The following is a 17173-nucleotide window of genomic DNA, read 5'->3' on the forward strand; positions in this document are numbered from 1 at the left end:
ACATGTAGATTAGTTTTGTAGACCTTTTAGGTTTTTATACTCGTCACTGCTTATTTTTAATTCTTCATCATTTCCAATAGCTACAATTTTTCCATGTTTTAATACAGCAATTTTATCTGCTTTTTGTACTGTACTTAATCTGTGTGCAATAACAAATGTAATTTTATCTTTAACAATATTTTGCATAGCTTGTGTAATTTTCTTCTCACTTTTGCTATCAAGAGCGCTTGTTGCTTCATCAAATATTAGTATTTGTGGATTAACATAAATTGCCCTTGCAATTGCTATTCTTTGTCTTTGTCCACCTGATAGGTTTGTTCCAAACTCATCAAGTTTTGTATAAATCCCATCTTCTAATTCGCTTATAAAATCATATGCATTTGCTTTTTTTAAAGCTTCTGTCACTTTTGTTTCATCAATCTCTTTTCCATATGCTACATTTGCAGCTACACTGTCATTAAATATATATACTCTTTGAGTTACAATTGCAATAGATTCTCTTAGACTTTTTAGACTAAATTCCTTTATATTTATGCCATTTATCAAAATTTCACCACTATCTGGATCATAAAATCTCATAATGAGGTTTACTAAAGAGCTTTTTCCTCCTCCACTATCTCCTACTAGTGCCACAAATTCTCCTTTTGTAGCCTTTAGATTGATACCATTTAGTGCAGTTTTATCGCCATATTTTAAAATTACATTTTTAAATTCAATCGATTCAATCTCTTGTGGAACCTCATTGTCTCCTCCGATTATACTTGGTTTGTGATCAAGTAGAAAAAATATTCTTTCACTAGCTGCTACTGCTTCTTGAAGTTGATTATATAAGCTTGATAGTTTTTTCAGTGGGGTGTAAAGCATAAAAAGAGCAGTTAAAAATGAAAAAAATGCACCCATAGTTATTCTATCTTCTATAACTTCTAATCCACCAATTATAATGACAGTTGAAACTCCAATAGCTCCCAATACTTCCATCATCGGGCTTACTAATTGAGCTATTTTTACTGATTTTATTGTTATGCCAAAATATTTATTATTTTCTTTTTTAAATATTTCTAATTCATAATTTTGAGCATTATTTGCTTTGATTACTTCAATATTGTTAAAAATTTCACTAAGTTTAGCTGTTATATCGCTTATCTTTTCTTGTGATTTTGTAGAAATTTTTTTCATTTTTTTAGCTAACTTACTAAGTGGAATAATAGCTAAAGGAAGTACAATCAAAGCCCAAAATGCTAGAGTTGGACTTTGATAAATAACAACTCCAACAAGACCAATGATTGTAAAAATTTCTTTAAAAAATTCTGGAATTAGATTACTAACTACGCTTCTTACTCTTTCAACATCATTGGTATTTCTACTTATTAGTTCACCAGTTCTATATTTATGGAAAAAAGAAATATCTTGTATCAATAAATTTGCTAGAATTTTATCTCTAAATCTTCTGATTATATCATGTCCGATATAGCTAGTATAATAGCTTTGCATATATCTTCCACCTTCTTTTGCAATATATACTGCAATGATGGCATATGGAAGAAGTCTTAACATATCAGCATCTTTTGCAATAAAAATTTTATCTAAAAGAGGTTTAACAAGATAAGCAGAAGCTGCTGTCCCGCTTGAAGCTAAAATCATACCAATAATAGCTAAGATAAAATATGTTATATAATCTTTAAAATATGGAGAAAATCTTTTTAATACTAATTTTAAACCTTCATTAGGTTTCATAAAATTCTCTCCCAAAGAGTGCCATTAGGAGTGTCCATGATAGCAATGTTTTTAGAAGTTAAAATATCTCTAATTTCATCTGCTTTTTTAAAATCTTTTTGTTTTTTTGCATCACTTCTTTGATTTATCAAATCTTCAATCTCATCTTTTTCTTCTTTACTAAGACCTAGTTGAAAGTACTCATATGGGTTTTTATATCCAATGCCCAAAAGTGTGTTTAAAAATCCTAAATTTGACCTAATTTCATTTTTTAGCGATTTGTCTTTTGGGTTTAAATCTAGTTTTTCATTTGCTAAAGTTATCATTTCATCAACTATGCTAAGTGCTTTTGATATATTTAAATCTTCACTTAATGCATCAAGCAGTTTTTGCTTAAATTCTTTGTTACATGTAGAATCACATGATTCAGAAACCCTTTTTTTAAGGCGGTATAATTTATCTAATCTTTTTTTACTATTTAGTAAATCTTCCTCATTGAAATTAAAATTTGCTCTATAATGAGTTGAGAGAAGATAAAATCTCAAAATTTCACCATCATATACACTTAAAGCATCTTTTAAAAAGAAACTATTTCCAAGAGATTTGCTCATTTTTTCGCCATCTATTGTTACAAAACCATTGTGCATCCAGTACTTTGATAACTCTTGATTGCTTTTACATCTTGTTTGACTTGCTTCATTTTCATGATGTGGAAAAAGTAAATCTGCACCACCTGCGTGAATGTCTATCTGATAATCCCCATCATATGCTAAGTGTTTTTCTATCATACAACTACACTCTATATGCCAGCCAGGTCTTCCATCTCCAAAAGAAGCTTTGTATGTTGGCTCGTTTGGTTTTGAAAACTTCCAAAGAGCAAAGTCTTTTTGATCTCTTTTTTCATTGTTTTCTTCAACTCTAGCCTTTGCATCATCTATTTGCATATGAGATAGGCTTAAGTATTTTTCATCTTTTGAAGTATCAAAATAGATTGAATCACTTGTAACATAAGCAATATCTTTTTTTAATAAATCTTCTATAAAGACAATAATTTCTTCGATTGTATTAGTTGCTTTTGGCTCAATATCAGCATCTATTACACCAATTTTGTGCATTTCATCTTTGTATCTTTGTATATAAAAATTTGTGATTTCTTCGAGTGATTTTCCGCTATTTTTCATTTTATTGATGATTTTATCATCAATATCAGTAAAGTTTTTTACAAATGTAACTTCATATCCTAACGATACAAAAACTCTTCTTAACAAATCAAAAGCTAAAGCACTTCTTGCGTGTCCTAAATGAGCATCATCATAAACAGTTGGTCCACAAACATAAATTTTTACTTTACCATCTTTTATAGGTATAAATGGTACTTTTTCTTTTTGTACCGAATCATAAATAACCATCAATAATTTCCTTAAAATATAAGAGTATAGGTATAAAAATACTCATACTTAAAATATAAATAAATATTTTTTTGTCTCGCATTATATCTAAAAACTTTTTTATACCAAATGAGTGAATAGTAAATCCCAAAAGAACAAAGCCTCCACCAGAACTTGCTAATGCTAATCCACTAACTCCAAGTGGTTTTACAAGTAGCGCATATAATATTATGTTTGTACCAAGTGCATACAAAGATATTTTTGCAGCTTTTTTTTGCAAGTGATTAGCATATAGCCAAAGAGAAAATAGCTTAGATAGTCCAAATGGAATCAATCCAACTAGATACATACTTAAAACTTTTGCACTCTCTATGGTGTCATTTTGGCTAAATTCTCCCCTTTGAAAGAGTAATTTAACTATTTCTTGGCTTAAAATAATGCCCCCAATTGTAGAAAAAGATAACAAGAAAAATAGTATCCAAAAACCATCTTTAAATAGTTTAAATGATTTTTTTTCATCTTTTATTTTGATATACCTAGCAATTTTAGGAAAAATTCCAACGCTAAGTGCAATTGCAAAAAGTGCTAAAGGAAGTTGAAAAACTCTATTTGCATAATAAAGATAACTTATACTTCCTGCACTTAAAAAACTAGCAATTGCAGTATCTAAAAAAGCTGAAATTTGTGCAGTAGAATTTCCAATAATTGCGTGTGAAAATGATTTGAAAAAACTTTTTTCCTCTTTTTTAATCTCTTTTTTTCGATATAAAAATCCAAATTTAAAGATTTTAAAAAGACTTTTTCTTTTTATAGCTATTATATGAGCAAGAACTTGAAGAAATCCACCAATTAAGACTGCATAACTTAGAGCATAAACTATCTCGATTTTACTCAAATCTTTTGTTAGTAGCAATGCCCCAATTAAAGATATGTTTAAAAGAGTTGTAGCAAATGCAGTTGTTGCAAAATGATTTTTGTATTGGAGTAGGGCACTTAAAAAAGTTACACTAAAAATCAATGGAAGATAATAAAAGTTTATTGCAACTAAAGGTGAGGCAATATTAATGGTTTTTTCATCAAAGCCATAAGCAATTATTTTTGTAAAAAAATCACTACATATTGTGACTATAAGAGAAAGCAAAAGTAGAAAAATTATAAATTTTGTAAAAATTTTATATGTAAAAACTGATTTATTTGCCGATTTAGTAAAAGATGGTATAAAACTTTGTGTAAATGCACCTTCAGCAAAAATTCTTCTAAAAAGATTTGGAAGTTTAAATGCCACAAAAAATATATCACTGTATATATTTGCTCCAAGGATTGATGCACTAAGAAGGTCACGAAGCAAACCAAAAATACGCGAAGTTAAGATACCAATGCTGTTTGTAAAAAAGTTTTTAAAAATCATGCGCTATTTTATCTAGTTAATGGTTAAATAGTGCATAATTAAACTTTTTATTGTATAATGAAGCTTATAATTTTGTCTCGAAGGTAAAGAATGGGATTATTTGGTAATGATAAAGAAAAAAACTCTAAAGTTAAAGATGTTGAACAAGAAGAGGAATTTAAATCTATTGTAGTAGAGAGTGATAATATTCCAAGAGAGTTAAAAAGTATATCTGTTTCAAAAAAAATATCTTTAAATGAGCTTGATTTTAATATACTAAAAACCAAAACACAAGTTATGATTACAAGAGATGAAGGTTGGATTGAAGCTGATAAAGAAGTACTAGATAAATTTAAAGATAAAGATTTTTTACTAAACAAAGATTTAAAAATAAGACAACTTTATAAAGTAGAGATTTTTAATACAAATTTACATGATAAAAAAGTTTTGCCTTCCATAGTTTTAGGAGCAAATAAGTTACTTACCAAAGTAGTATGCACAATAAAAAAAGATTTAGATTTAAAATATTATTCAAAATTAGAACATGACATCATCGAAGAAATCAATAAGAAAAAAATTAAAGCTGGAGTGATGGTCGGATTTAATGATGAAGATATGTATAAAGAGGTAAAAAAACTTGTTTCTAGTGTAAGAGTAAATGGTTTTTTAAATGAAGATATTCAATTTATTGCATGTAAGGGAATTGATCCTGTTGAGCCAGTTAACGATGAATTTATCTATCATTACAAGCAAAATGTATCTGCTGAAGATACTAATGGAAGAGTTGATTACTCTAAAAGAGGTTATGTTTTAGCTGTTTCAAAAGATGATTGTATAATGGAGTATATAAAACCAAAACTTGGAACTCCTGGTAGAAATTGTCAAGGTAAATTTTTAGCTGTTGAAGAGCCTAATGATGATAATGAAATACAAATTAATTTTACTGAAAACATTATCAAAAAAGAAGATGATGAAAAGATAAAATATATTGCAAATAAAAATGGATATGTTGTAGAAGAAAATGGAACATATGATATAAGAGATGAAATGGTTGTAGATGAAGTAAGCTTCAAATCAACTGGTTCAATAGAGACTGATTTAGATTCAGAAGTTATAATCAATATAAAAGAGAGTGATGTTTTTAAAGATGCTGTAGGTCCTGGTATGAGTGTTGAGACTTATGAACTAAATGTTGAAGGAAATGTTGGTAGTGGTGCCAAAATTAAAACAGAAAAAATTACTATTGGTGGACAAACTCATAAAACTTCACATATAGAATCTAAAGAAGCAAAGATTGCTATGCATAGAGGCGTGGTAATTGGAGGTCAAATAGAAGTCGAGAGATTAGAAGGTGGAAAAATAGTTGGTGATGATGTTCACGTGAAGCAGGCGATTGGTGGAGAAATTATTGCTAAAACTGTTAATATAGATGAACTTACATCAAATGCTGTAATTATTTCTTCTGATTTAATAGAAATTCAAAACTTAAAAGGAACAAACAATAAGTTAATTATTGACCCAAGCTCAACCAAAGAGTTTAATAAAGAAATTGAAGAAATTAAAAGTAAGATAGAAAATCTTTCTTTTAAAATCAAGCAAATACCAAAAGTTTTAGAAGAGAAAAAGAGAACTTTAGATAGAATAAAACCAACAATTTCTATGGTTCAAGAGAAGATAAAAGAGCTTAAATCAAGTGGTAAAAAGCCGCCATTAACTCTTTTGAAAAAGTTAAAAGATTTTCAAAAGATGGTAACTGATTATAATTTATCTTTGAATGATTATAAAAATAAAAAGTTAAAAATACAAAATTTAAAAGAGGATTTAGCTCAAGTTCAAAATAGAATTTTCTCTGCAAAAATTATAAACCACTCTCCTTGGAAAGAATTTAATGAGATAAAATTTAAACTTATATCTCCTCCAATTGAGAAAGTTTATAATACAAAGGAGCATGAAATCATACGAGAAATTACTCTAAAAGAGACAGCTGATGAAGGATTTGAGATAAAGCGTTCGAGTGAGTATAGCAATTGATTATAGCGATAGATGGAAAAGTAGTAAAAAAAGAGCCGACTTTTTTACATGTAAAAACAAATGCAGGTTTAACATACAAGATAAATGTTTCTTTGTTTTGTTCTTCAAAAGTAGAATTGGGTGATATTAGTTTACATATAACTCAAATTATCAGAGAAGATGCAAATAATTTGTATGGATTTATAGATTTAGATGAAAAAATAGTTTTTGATACTCTTATCAAAGTAAACGGGGTTGGTCCATCAACTGCTTTAGCAGTTTGCTCAACTCTAACTCCTAGTGATTTTTCAAGCGCACTAACATCAAACAATATTGAAGCATTTAAAAAAGTACCAGGTATTGGTCCAAAGAGTGCTAAGAGGATATTGGTTGAGCTTAGTGATTTTAGCTTAGATAGCAATACCGATGGATTAAGTACAAATAGTACATTTAATGAAGCTATGATGGCACTAGAGAGCTTGGGATTTAAAAAAGATAGAGTTAAAAAAATACTTTCTACATGTAGAGCAGAAGATACAAGTAGTTTAATAAAAGAAGCACTAAAAAAATTAGGATAGATTTATGACAATAGGGATAGTTTTTGGAGCAAATAGTTTTGAACATGAAATAAGCATAGTAAGTGCAATTGCTTTAAAAAAAGTATTAAAAGCAAATTTAGTTTATATTTTTTGTGATTATGAAAGAAACTTTTATTTGATACCAACTGATAAAATAACTTCAAAAAGATTTAGTAGCGGTGAGTATAAAAAAGATAAAAAATTAGAATTAAAAAAAGGTGGATTTTTTATCAAAAGTTTATTGGGTGAAAAAAAAGTTGATTTTGATATTTGTATAAATTTGATTCATGGAGCAGATGGTGAAGATGGTAAAATGGCAGCTCTTTTGGACTTTTTTGATGTAGCTTATATCGGTCCTAGAGTTGAAGCTAGTGTTGTTAGTTACAATAAACTCTTAACTAAAGAGTATGCAAAAGAAAATGGTGTCCATGTTTTAGAGTATCAAAGCCTAAATAAAAATGATAAAAGAGATATAAAAATCAAATATCCATTTATTATAAAGCCAACAAGACTAGGAAGTTCTATTGGTATTGGTATAGTGAAAAATGAAAGTGAACTTGATTATGCTTTAGATGTTGCTTTTGAGTTTGATAATCAAGTAATAATTGAACCATTTATCAAAGGCATAAAAGAGTATAACTTAGCTGGCTGTAAAATAGGAGATGAGTATAGATTTTCTATAATTGAAGAGCCAATTAAAGAAGAATTTTTAGATTTTGATAAAAAATATTTGGATTTTTCAAGAACAAAAAGAGTTAATGAAGCCTCTTTGAGTGAAGACATGATAAAAAAATTAAAAGAATCTTTTATAAGTTTGTATGAGCCATTTTTTAAAGGTTCACTCATAAGATGTGACTTTTTTGTACATGACGATGGTGTTTATATAAACGAAATAAATCCAATTCCAGGAAGTATGGCTAATTATTTGTTTGATGATTTTGATGATGTTATTAAAAAGTTATCAAAATCTTTACCAAAAAAGGTAAAAGTACCAGCTCAATATAAATATATAAATTCAATCCAAGCTGCAAAAGGAAAATAGTATGTTTTCTCCCAATGAAATAGTAAGTGCAACAGATATTGTTAGAAATTTTTCATCAGAATTAAAAGCACTTACAAGTGGAGAAAAAGAGAAACTTGTTATTGTTAAAAATAACAGATTTGAAGCAGTTATGATACCACTTGAGACATATGAAAAAATGAGTGAAGCTGTTAGTATATTAGAAAAAATATATCAAAAAACCAAGAAGTAATATGGCCAGTAGAGAAATTATATATAATTCTAAAGAGTATTCATTAAGTTATGAAATTTTAAATCCAAAAAATACAAAAAGCATACTTTTCTTACATGGTTGGGGAAGTAATAAAGAGATAATGAAACAAGCTTTTAAGAGTACTTTAGCTGGTTATAAGCATATTTACTTAGATATGCCTGGATTTGGAAACTCAGATATTCAAGAAGTGATTTGTACGCAAGATTATGCAAATATTGTAAGACTATTTTTAAAATCTTTACATGTAGAAGTTGATTGCGTGGTTGGACACTCATTTGGAGGTAAGGTTGCAGCTTTATTAAATCCCAAAACATTAGTTCTTTTAAGTAGTGCAGGAATCGTTCGTAAAAAATCTTTTAAAGTTAGAGTAAAAATAAAATGTTTTAAAATTTTTAAGCATATTGTACCTAAAGGGTTTTATAAATATTTTGCTAGTGAAGATGTTAGTGGAATGAGTCAAATAATGTATGAAATACTAAAAAATGTTGTTGATGAAGATTTTAGAGAAATTTTTAGAAAAATTAATTCAAAATGTTTTATTTTTTGGGGAAAAGAAGACATGGCTACTCCACTTAAAAGTGGACAAATGATAGCAAATCTGATAGATAATAGTAAATTTTTCCCTCTACAAGGAGATCATTTCTTCTTTTTAAATCAATCAAATTTTATTGCAAAGAGTATAGATGGAAACATATAAACTAAAAGTTTATGGAAAAGTCCAAGGTGTTTGGTATAGAAAATATGTTAGTGAGGTTGCAAATACTTTGGGTTATGTTGGTTATGTTAAAAATTTAGAAGATGGAAGTGTTGAAGTTGTTATAAATGTTGAATATCAAAGTGAATTAGAACTTTTTATAAGTAAATTATATGAAGGAAGTACATTTTCAAGAGTGAAAGATGTAAAGTGTAAAAAAATTGATTTTGAAGATTTTGAAGATTTTAGGATAATTAGATGATTATTTATAATTTTATTTTTCACTTTATTTTTATTTTTTTGCTAGCATATTACACAATGAGCGCACTTCAGTGGTACAGCTATAAGCTTGAAAGAGTTGTTTTTAATTATAAAAGATATGATTGGCATTTATTGTTTTTTGTAGTTCCAATTTTTGTTTATTATTTAAGTGGAAAATTTTTTCCAATTTATCTTTTTTTATTGTATCTTCCAACTTTAGTGTTTTGGTACAAAAAGTTAGATAAAAAACTTGTTTTTACAAATAGAGTTAAAAGATTTTTTCTGTTTTTAACTTTAGCAGTAATTTTTCAAGATTTTTTATGTTTTAGCTTAGATAGATGCCAAAAATTAGGTGTAATTTTGCCTTTATTTGTTGCCGTTTTCACTAGTTTTATGTTTGAGAAAATACTTTTTTTAGGCTATAAAAAAGAAGCAAAAAAGAAACTAGAAAATCAAGAAGAATTAAAAATAATTGCAATTACTGCAAGCTATGGAAAAACAAGTATCAAGAATTTTTTATATCAAATTTTAAGTATAAAATACAACTGCTATAAAACACCCAAAAGTGTAAATACTATCGGAGGAATTATAAAAGATATAAATGAAAATTTACCTTCAAATTTAGATTTTTACATTGTAGAAGCTGGCGCTAGGTTAAAAGGAGATATTGCTGAAATTTCTAGGCTTATCAATCATCAGTATGCAATTGTAGGAGTTATTGGCGAACAACATCTTGAATATTTTAAGACTTTAGAAAATATAAGAAATACAAAAATGGAGCTAATAGAATCAAATAGGCTAAAAATCGCTTATGTGCATAAAAGTGCAAATGTTAAGCCAAATGATAAAGTTAGAATTTTTGGAGATGAATTAAAGGAAGTAAACTCAACTTTAGATGGATTAATTTTTAAAGTCAAAATTAATGATAATGAAGAACTTTTTGAAGCTCCACTACTTGGTAGTTTTAACGCCATTAATATATTAGCAGCCATTAATATAGCAAAAGAGTTCATGAGTATTGAAGATATAAAAAAAGCAGTAAAATCTCTAAAAAGTGTTGAGCATAGATTGCAAAAAATAGAAGCTGGAGGGAAAATCATCATAGATGATAGCTACAATGGAAATTTAGAAGGCATGACTAGCTCTTATGATTTAGTTTCATCTTATGAAGGTAGAAAAGTTATAGTAACTCCAGGTATTGTTGAAAGTACTGATGAAGCAAATGAAAAGTTGGCTAAAAAAATTGACGAAGTTTTTGATTTGGTAATATTGACTGGAAAAATAAATATTGATATTTTAGATAAAAACATTAAAAAGAGTGAAAAAATAATTGTAAAAGATAAATCAAAAATAGAAGAAGTTTTACAAGAAAATACATTTGGTGGTGATCTTATAATTTTTTCTAATGATACTCCAAGCTTTATGTAATCGACAATTAATCTTAGAAAATGATTAAAATTTACTAATTGTTTTATTTTCGTTATATAAATTTTATACTATTGCTATATCATTTTAAAATAATTTTAAATTTAAAAACAATTCTAGTATATTTGAATTGTTTATAAGAAGGAAGGTTGTTTATGAAAGCAAAGAGTCTTTATATCTCTTCTTTGGAAAGAGCAGCAGGTAGCTTGATAGTTACTATGGGTATGATGGAACTTCTAAAGAGTAGGGTGAATAGAGTGGCATTTTTTAGGCCAATTATTGAGGGAAAAGAATCCAGAGATCATGATATAGATTTTGTTTTAGAGAGATATGATTTAGATATGAGATATTCCAATGCATATGGCTATACTGTTCATGAAGCTGAAGCTATGATTGCAGAAAATAAACTAAATCAATTGATAGAAAATTTAATAGAAAAGTTTAAACAGTTAGAAAAAAAATATGATTTTATTTTGATTGAAGGCTTAAATCAAGCATCTCTTACGCAATCTTTGGATTTTGATTTAAATCTTATAATTGCTAAAAATATTGGAAGTCCAGTTATTAGTGTACTAAAGGGCAAAGATAAGAGTGCTCAAGAAATTATAGATGAGATACAAATAGAATCAGATGTTATAAAAAAATCTGGCTGTTCACACTTTGCAACATTTGCAAATAGGCTATCAGAAGATGTATTGTCTAAGTTATCAAATACTATTACGAATATTCCTACATATTTTTTACCAGAATCTCCTGAACTCGATATGCCAACGATTGGTGAAGTTATGAAAAATTTAAATTGTATGTTGGTTTTAGGAGAGCAAAAAGATTTAAAAAGAGTAGTGAGACAAAGTAAAATTGCTGCTATGAAGCTAGAAAACTTTTTGGAGCACATAGAAGATGGTGATTTAATTATAGTTCCAGGAGATAGAGCAGACATTATTGTTGGCTCAATTTCTACAATCAAATCAAGAAATTATCCAAATATTGCTGGTTTATTACTAACTGGAGGTATGACACCTAGTCGTACTATTAGAAATTTGTTTGAAGGTATCAGCGAATTTCCTATGCCAATACTAAGTGTTAATGATGATACATATACAACGGCTATGAAGGTAAAAGATGTACCTGCTGAGATAAATGTAAATAGCGAAAGAAAGATAGCTCTAGCTCAAGGTTTATTTGCTTCAAATGTTGATTTGAAAAAAATAGAAGAAAAAATCAGTTTAGTTTCTAATCAAAGTATTACTCCTATTATGTTTGAATATAATTTATTTGAAAGGGCAAGAGCTGATAGAAAGAGAATCGTACTTCCTGAAAGTGAAGATGAAAGAGTTTTAAGAGCAACAGAAATTTTACTAAGAAGAGATGTGGTTGACATAATCTTGCTTGGAAACAGGGATGAAATTGAGCATAGAAGTGCATCTTTAGGTTTAGATGTAAGTAAAGCTGAAATCATTGAGCCTTCAAAATCAGAGTATCTAGAAGAATTTGCTCAAGAGTTTTATGAACTTAGAAAGAAAAAGGGTATGACTAAAGATACAGCACATGATATGATGAATGATGTATCTTACTTTGCTACTATGATGGTTCATCTTGGGTATGCCGATGGTATGGTTTCAGGTGCAAGTCATACAACAGGAGAAACAGTTAGACCAGCTCTTCAAATTATAAAAACAAAACCTGGTATTTCAATAGTTTCAAGTGTGTTTTTTATGTGTTTAGATACAAAAGTTTTAGTTTATGGTGATTGTGCTGTAAATCAAGATCCAAATGCTGATCAATTAGCACAAATTGCAATGTCATCAGCTGATACTGCTAAAATATTTGGAATTGATCCAAAAGTAGCAATGCTTTCTTACTCAACAGGTAATTCAGGACAAGGAGAGGATGTAGAAAAAGTTAGAATTGCAACTCAAAAAGTAAAAGAAGCAAGACCTGATATCCTAGTAGAAGGACCAATTCAATATGATGCAGCAATTGATCCAAAAGTAGCTAGTAAAAAACTTCCAGGTTCTAAAGTTGCTGGACAAGCAACAGTGTTTATTTTCCCTGATTTAAATACAGGAAACAATACTTACAAAGCTGTACAAAGAAGTTCAGGAGCAGTAGCAATTGGACCAGTTTTACAAGGCCTTAAAAAACCAGTAAATGATTTAAGTAGAGGGTGTTTAGTAGCAGATATTGTAAATACTGTTGCAATTACCATTATCCAAGCTCAAGAAAACTCAGGAGATAAATAATGAAAATATTGGTACTAAATTCTGGAAGCTCATCAGTAAAATTTCAACTTTTTAGTATGAAAACAAAAAAATCTCTTGCAAGTGGAATAATAGAGCAAATTGGTCAAAGTGAATCTCATGCTAAAATAAAATATGATGGCAAATCAATAGAAGAGAATAAAGAAATCAAAGATCATTTAAGTGCATTAAGTTTGATGAATGATCTTTTAATTAAAAGTGAAGTTATTAGTGATATAAGTGAATTAGCTGGTGTTGGACACAGAGTTGTTCATGGTGGAAAAGATTTTTCTAAACCTGTTGTTGTTGATGATATTGTTGAAAAAGAGATAGAAAACCTTATTCCACTAGCTCCTTTACACAATAAAGCAAATTTAGATGGAATTAAAGTTATGAAAACATTGTGTCCTGGTATTAAACAAGTAGTTGTTTTTGATACAGCTTTTCATGCTACAATTCCTGAGTATGCTTACATGTATGCCCTACCATATGAAGTGTATGAAAAAGATCATGTAAGAAGATATGGATTTCATGGTACATCTCACCATTTTGTAACAAAAGCAGCTATGAAATACCTTAATAAAGAGAAGTTAAATACTATTACATTACACCTTGGAAATGGTGCTAGTATGGCAGCAGTTAAAGATAGCAAATGTATAGATACTACCATGGGATTAACTCCGCTTGAAGGGCTTATTATGGGTACTAGAAGTGGTGATTTAGACCCGGCAATTCTTTTTTATTTAGCAAGAAAACACGACTTAAATATTGATGATTTAGACAATATGTTAAATAAAAAAAGTGGTTTAAAGGGTATTTGTGGAAGTAATGATATGCGTGAAATTGAAGAGATGGCTGAAAGTGGAGATAAAAAAGCTCAGCTGGCTTTAGATATGTTCGCATATCGTATAAAAAAATATATCGGTTCATACAGTGCTATAGTAGGAAAACTAGATTGCATAATTTTTACTGGTGGAATTGGTGAGAATGACATAGATACCAGAGCTAGATGTTGTGAAAATTTAGAGCATCTAGGAATTGAATTAGATAAAGAAAAAAACAATGTAAAAGCTAGAGAGATAGTAGAAATTTCTAAAGAAAATAGTAAAGTTAAAGTACTTGTTATTCCTACAAATGAAGAATTAGAAATTGCACTTCAAACAGAGAAGCTTTTAGGAACTAAAATTGCTTAATTGATAAAAAAGCAATTTGGAGTATATATGAAATTAGTTACAAGTGTAACTTTGATAGGAGTGATGTTTATAGGTTGTTCTACTCATCCAGTTGATCCAAAAATTGAGATGAAACCACCTACTTATGTAGAACAACTTCCTCCTAAAACAAAACAGCAATCTATTGCAAATCCAGGAAGTATTTTTGGAAAAGGAGATAATCCTCTTTTTTCTGATTTAAAGGCGATGAATGTAAACGATATAGTAACAATAGTTATAAGTGAAAACATTGCCCAAAGTTCAGTTGGACAAAAAACTCTAAGTGAAGAAAACAAGGATTCTCTAGGTGCAGGAGTTATAACAAATAAGGGTGGAGATTCCACAGTTGGTACAGTAACAAATGCTTTTAATAAACTAGGAAATGTTAGTTTTGAAGCAGGTTCAACCAATAGTTATAAAGGTTCAGGAAAAAATAGTAGAAATGAATCATTTACAACAACAATATCAGCTAGAATAATTAAAATTTTGAATAATGGAAATTATTTTATTGAAGGAAGTAGAGAACTACTTGTAAATGGTGAAAAACAAATAATTCAGATTAGTGGCGTTATTAGACCATATGATATTGACCAAACCAATACTATAAACTCAAAATATATTGCAGATGCTAAAATTTTATATAAAACTGAAGGTGAAATTGATAGAGCCACCAAGAAACCTTGGGGTTCAAAATTTGTTGAAGCAATTTGGCCATTTTAATACAAAATTTAAGAGTTGGTTTAACCAACTCTTAGTTTTTAACAGCTTGAGCCATATCCCACATAGGCATAAAAATACCAAGTGCCATCAATAGAACCATTGCTATTGTGACATCACCAAGTTCGTACCTAAAACTCATCATTGCTTCGGTTAAACTAAGACCTGAGTTTAAATCATCATCAATTTGAGCAAATATTTCTTTTAGTGATTTATCAACTGTTGCTTCTTTTACCTCTTTTATACTATCATGGATTGAAATTCCTGCATTTGTCATGACAGCTAATTGCCTGATTGCAGCAATCAAATCTTTCATTTTGATACTTTTTTTTGTAAAAGATCCTAAAATATTGTCTTTAAGATTAGCTAATTGATCTTCAACTGGTGCTGAAGTTTCTTTAACGCTTATTACAACTCCAGATGCTTTTGATTTAGCCATAGCAAGAGCATCGTTTTTGTTAGGCGCCTTAATTGTCTTGAATACTTTTTTACCTTTGAACATTGAGGTTATTTCGTAGTATTTCATGATTTTGCCACCCTTATTATTTCATCTAGGGTTGTTATACCCTTTGCAGCTCTCATTATACCATCTGTAAACATATCAGTAAAACCTTCTTTTATAGCTTGTTCTAGAAGATTTTTTTTACTCTCTCCATTTGCAATCATACTAGAAAGAGTTTCGCTTATAGGTAATATCTCTGAAAGCATTTCTCTTCCTTTATAGCCAGTTTGAGCACATTTTTCACAGCCATTATGTTTATAAAATTGATAATTTTCTGGTAGTTTATCTTTAATTTTTTCTAAAGTTGATTTTGGTAGAGTTATTTTTGTTTTGCAATATGGGCAAAGTTTTCTTACAAGTCTTTGAGCTTCTATTGCAACTAGTGAACCACTTAGAAGATATGGCTCAATCCCCATATCCATAACTCTTGTTATAGCGCTTACCGAATCATTAGTATGTAGTGTAGAAAAAACTAAGTGACCTGTAAGAGCAGCTTGAACTGCTATTCTTAGAGTTTCTTGATCTCTTACCTCACCAATCATAATGATATCAGGGTCTTGTCTTAGTATAGATTTTAAAGCACTAGCAAATGTCAGGCCAGTTTTCAAATTGACTTGAACTTGTTGAGTTAGATTTAATTGATACTCAACTGGATCCTCAACAGTAATTATCTTAGTTTGTACATTTTTAATAGCATTTAAGGCTGCATACAAAGTAGTAGTTTTACCACTTCCAGTTGGCCCAGTAACAAAAATAATACCATAAGGTGCATGCATTGCTTTATTGAATTTATCAAAATTATCTTCATGCATTCCCAATTCTTCAAGTTTTATCATAACTTTTGATTTATCAAGAATACGAATAACAATTGATTCGCCATTTAAAATTGGTAAAGTTGAAATTCTAAAATCATATTCTCTTCCTAGGATAGTAGCGGAAAATCTACCATCTTGAGGTTTTCTTTTCTCTGCTATATCCATATTGGATAAAAGTTTCATTCTTGAAGCTAATGGAGGATATATATCTTTATCAAAGATAAATGTTTCAGCCAACATTCCATCAATTCTAGCCCTTACAACACAATTATTTTCAGTAGGCTCTATATGTATATCACTTGCCCCAGCTAAAATAGTGGTTTTTAGAATTATTTCAATAAGTTTTAAAATTCCAGAAGATTCTTGTGGATTTTCAGCAGCACTAGAAGTTAACTCTTTTCTAATTTCAGAAATAAGCCCTTTAATGCTTTCTCCCATTTCTGCTTTATTTAAATGTTTTTCTATTTGAAAAGGCTCAGCAATTATATATTTTACTAATTTCCTTGGAAATATTCTTTGAACACCTTCTTGGGCATTCATATCCATTGGATTCATTAGGGCTATGTATATATTTATTTCATCTTCTTTTATTGGAAGTGCTCCAAATTTTTTTAATTGTCCAAATGGAAGTTTTGAGAGCATGCTGTAATCAATATCAACAGAATCTAAATCTAAATATTCCAATTTTAAATTTTTTGCAAGTTCTTGCAGAAAAAACTCTACTTGAATTGCAAAATGATTATTTATATCTTCTAGAGTTAAGTATCCCTTTTTATAAAACTCTATGATTAAAACAAGTAAATCTTCTTTAGAAAAATAGCCATTTTTAATTAATATATCACCTAATATTTCTTTTGAGTTTTTAAGTTGTTCTGATATTTCATTAGCACTATTTTCATCAATAATTCTATTTTGAATTAAATAGCTTAAAATTTTTTTTGTTTTATCTTCCATCTTA

At 28.9% G+C, this 17173-nt stretch carries 15 protein-coding genes; 10 read left to right on the top strand and 5 right to left on the bottom strand.

Annotated features, from left to right (window positions below):
- Positions 1 to 9: 9 nt before the first annotated feature.
- From ACKGJI_RS05115 to murJ, 3 genes are read right to left on the bottom strand one after another with little or no spacing between them, the layout of a single operon-like run.
- Positions 10 to 1734, bottom strand: a complete 1725-nt coding sequence (locus tag ACKGJI_RS05115) for an ABC transporter ATP-binding protein (protein WP_458701499.1) — start codon at positions 1732 to 1734, stop codon at positions 10 to 12.
- Positions 1731 to 3122 carry a cysteine--tRNA ligase gene (gene cysS, locus ACKGJI_RS05120; RefSeq protein WP_458701500.1) on the bottom strand — a complete coding sequence of 464 codons (1392 nt, stop codon included), beginning with the start codon at positions 3120 to 3122 and terminating at the stop codon, positions 1731 to 1733. The genes ACKGJI_RS05115 and cysS overlap by 4 nt, the downstream gene beginning before the upstream one ends.
- The gene (gene murJ, locus ACKGJI_RS05125) at positions 3109 to 4509 is read right to left on the bottom strand and encodes a murein biosynthesis integral membrane protein MurJ (RefSeq protein ID WP_458701502.1); all 1401 of its coding nucleotides are present in this window, start codon (positions 4507 to 4509) and stop codon (positions 3109 to 3111) included. The genes cysS and murJ overlap by 14 nt, the downstream gene beginning before the upstream one ends.
- Positions 4510 to 4599: 90 nt before the next feature.
- Between murJ and ACKGJI_RS05130 the strand changes: the two genes are divergently transcribed.
- The 10 genes from ACKGJI_RS05130 (at position 4600) to flgH (ending at position 14901) form a co-directional block, all read left to right on the top strand.
- Positions 4600 to 6519 carry a flagellar assembly protein A gene (locus tag ACKGJI_RS05130; protein ID WP_458701503.1) on the top strand — a complete coding sequence of 640 codons (1920 nt, stop codon included), beginning with the start codon at positions 4600 to 4602 and terminating at the stop codon, positions 6517 to 6519.
- The gene (gene ruvA, locus ACKGJI_RS05135) at positions 6516 to 7076 is read left to right on the top strand and encodes a Holliday junction branch migration protein RuvA (RefSeq protein WP_458701504.1); all 561 of its coding nucleotides are present in this window, start codon (positions 6516 to 6518) and stop codon (positions 7074 to 7076) included. The genes ACKGJI_RS05130 and ruvA overlap by 4 nt, the downstream gene beginning before the upstream one ends.
- A 4-nt stretch (positions 7077 to 7080) precedes the next feature.
- Positions 7081 to 8118, top strand: coding sequence for a D-alanine--D-alanine ligase (locus tag ACKGJI_RS05140; RefSeq protein ID WP_458701505.1), 1038 nt, complete (start codon positions 7081 to 7083; stop codon positions 8116 to 8118).
- A 1-nt stretch (position 8119) separates the two neighbouring features.
- Positions 8120 to 8329 carry a prevent-host-death protein gene (locus tag ACKGJI_RS05145; RefSeq protein WP_458701506.1) on the top strand — a complete coding sequence of 70 codons (210 nt, stop codon included), beginning with the start codon at positions 8120 to 8122 and terminating at the stop codon, positions 8327 to 8329.
- A gap of 1 nt (position 8330) precedes the next feature.
- A complete protein-coding gene (locus ACKGJI_RS05150; RefSeq protein ID WP_458701507.1) occupies positions 8331 to 9047 on the top strand; it encodes an alpha/beta fold hydrolase in 717 nt (238 codons plus the stop codon).
- Positions 9034 to 9306 (top strand): acylphosphatase, encoded by a 273-nt coding sequence (locus ACKGJI_RS05155; protein WP_458701508.1) that lies wholly within the window; start codon positions 9034 to 9036, stop codon positions 9304 to 9306. The genes ACKGJI_RS05150 and ACKGJI_RS05155 overlap by 14 nt, the downstream gene beginning before the upstream one ends.
- Positions 9307 to 9362: 56 nt before the next feature.
- The gene (locus tag ACKGJI_RS05160) at positions 9363 to 10733 is read left to right on the top strand and encodes a Mur ligase family protein (RefSeq protein ID WP_458701509.1); all 1371 of its coding nucleotides are present in this window, start codon (positions 9363 to 9365) and stop codon (positions 10731 to 10733) included.
- A 152-nt stretch (positions 10734 to 10885) separates the two neighbouring features.
- Positions 10886 to 12973 carry a phosphate acetyltransferase gene (gene pta, locus ACKGJI_RS05165; RefSeq protein ID WP_458701510.1) on the top strand — a complete coding sequence of 696 codons (2088 nt, stop codon included), beginning with the start codon at positions 10886 to 10888 and terminating at the stop codon, positions 12971 to 12973.
- On the top strand, positions 12973 to 14163 hold the full coding sequence (locus ACKGJI_RS05170) for an acetate/propionate family kinase (protein WP_458701511.1): 1191 nt from the start codon (positions 12973 to 12975) through the stop codon (positions 14161 to 14163). The genes pta and ACKGJI_RS05170 overlap by 1 nt, the downstream gene beginning before the upstream one ends.
- Positions 14164 to 14190: 27 nt before the next feature.
- Positions 14191 to 14901 carry a flagellar basal body L-ring protein FlgH gene (flgH, locus tag ACKGJI_RS05175; RefSeq protein ID WP_458701512.1) on the top strand — a complete coding sequence of 237 codons (711 nt, stop codon included), beginning with the start codon at positions 14191 to 14193 and terminating at the stop codon, positions 14899 to 14901.
- Between the two features lie 31 nt (positions 14902 to 14932).
- On the opposite strand, the gene ACKGJI_RS05180 is transcribed toward flgH, so the two are convergent.
- Both ACKGJI_RS05180 and ACKGJI_RS05185 read right to left on the bottom strand, forming a co-directional pair.
- Positions 14933 to 15424 carry a type II secretion system F family protein gene (locus tag ACKGJI_RS05180; protein ID WP_458701513.1) on the bottom strand — a complete coding sequence of 164 codons (492 nt, stop codon included), beginning with the start codon at positions 15422 to 15424 and terminating at the stop codon, positions 14933 to 14935.
- Positions 15421 to 17169, bottom strand: a complete 1749-nt coding sequence (locus tag ACKGJI_RS05185) for a GspE/PulE family protein (RefSeq protein WP_458701514.1) — start codon at positions 17167 to 17169, stop codon at positions 15421 to 15423. Before ACKGJI_RS05185 ends, ACKGJI_RS05180 begins: the two co-directional genes overlap by 4 nt.
- Positions 17170 to 17173 lie beyond the last annotated feature (4 nt).

The sequence above is a fragment of the Sulfurospirillum sp. 1307 genome (assembly GCF_054408545.1).